The 1,383-nt window shown below is 33.4% G+C and carries 2 protein-coding genes; both read right to left on the bottom strand.

Translation table 11 applies throughout. The annotated features are described in order from the left end of the window. Window positions 1–124: 124 nt before the first annotated feature. Window positions 125–664 carry a hypothetical protein gene (locus H5090_RS20510; protein WP_182696625.1) on the bottom strand — a complete coding sequence of 180 codons (540 nt, stop codon included), beginning with the start codon at window positions 662–664 and terminating at the stop codon, window positions 125–127. Window positions 665–695: 31 nt separating this feature from the next. Next, complete coding sequence (locus H5090_RS20505; RefSeq protein WP_182696624.1) at window positions 696–1,295, bottom strand: hypothetical protein; 600 nt, start codon at window positions 1,293–1,295, stop codon at window positions 696–698. Window positions 1,296–1,383: the final 88 nt, after the last annotated feature.

Here is a 1,383-nt window from a genome sequence, read left to right as displayed (position 1 = left end):
TTGCAATTCGTTAGCGAGTAAAGCCAAGTACCACCCCCGTTTTTATTAGCTCCACACTTTCGCAGCGCACCCACTGCCAAAGCTCCGGCGGGGTATCTGTTTTACTGTCGATTAGTGCAAATAATTAGAGTTCATGATAGGTTAGTGAAACGACTCTCATAAGTCGATTCCCAATTTCATTCGTTGATTCTATGTTATTGATATTAAAAAATAACCTTATTCTACCTTTCTTTACATCTACTTCATCATTCAAAAAGTAATTACTATTTGCTAATAAAAATAAATCAACCTTAAAATAATTTTCAAAAGGTAAATAAGCAGGAATTATTGTACTAAAAGATTTCTCTGTAAAATTTTCATGTAACCGTTCGTAAGTTTCATCTTTTGCGAAAAAACGAATTTCTATTTTTTCATTTATATTTGAAAAAATTAGCTGATACTTAGAAAGATCTGTTTGTTTAAGCTGAGGGCCTTCTGAAGATTTTCTTATTGAGGTAAATTCAAACTTATTCTTATATATTTTTCTAGTATTGAAAGCTTCTTCATTTTCTTGTAAATCATTCAATATAATTGCTTTACATGACACAAGGCAGAGAGTTAACGCTAGTAAAGCTTTTCTACTAGTTCTTTTCAGAAGTAACATGGAAGGTGTTTCCACCTTCATGATAAAATCACCATATTACCATATCACCATATCACCAACTATCTCCGCATACTTGCCTTGGCATATTACCGCCACCGCAAAGGTATTCATCATAGTTTACTGTATCAATAGCTACGTTATTATGTTTAACGGTTAATGAAACAGTTGAAGGAGCAGCCACATAAGAATCAATTCCAAAAGTGAAAGAAGCTTCAGTTGCAATATCTATGAATTGTTCTGTCCATTCTTTGACACGTTCTGGGTATTTAAAAAATACACTATCACCAATTTTTTTTGTTTCGAAGCTTTTTGAGCCTAATAGGACTCCTTCGTTTGAAATATTTACATTAATAACTCTATTTTTTAAGTTGGTGATTGAAGATGTTTCAGCATATTCTAAGTAAAATTCACTTGGGTCATAACTTGACCAGTCGCTGTATGAAAAGCCTGTTAGATTTGCGACTAAAGAAGTAACAGGTCGTAACAACGAACCGAATGTACCTTCTACTCGAACTTTGGCCTGACACTCACGAGTTGAGGTATTACAATCTACCTCTGTTCCGTAAGTACCAGAAGTGCCAGAGCACCCTGTGATAACGATTGTAGATGCTGCAAGAAGAGAGATTGATACGTATCTTTTATTGAATTTCATAGCACTTCCTTATCAGTTTAATTTAAGTAGTCACAAATAAAGTATAAAAAAAAAACAGATAAGTAAACAAAAAAGGAACAAAAAACAC

Source organism: Pseudoalteromonas sp. SR43-5 (genome assembly GCF_014163835.1).
GTDB lineage: Bacteria > Pseudomonadota > Gammaproteobacteria > Enterobacterales > Alteromonadaceae > Pseudoalteromonas > Pseudoalteromonas distincta.
Note: the sequence above shows the minus strand (reverse complement) of the source record. Positions and strands in the feature narration are given on the sequence as shown.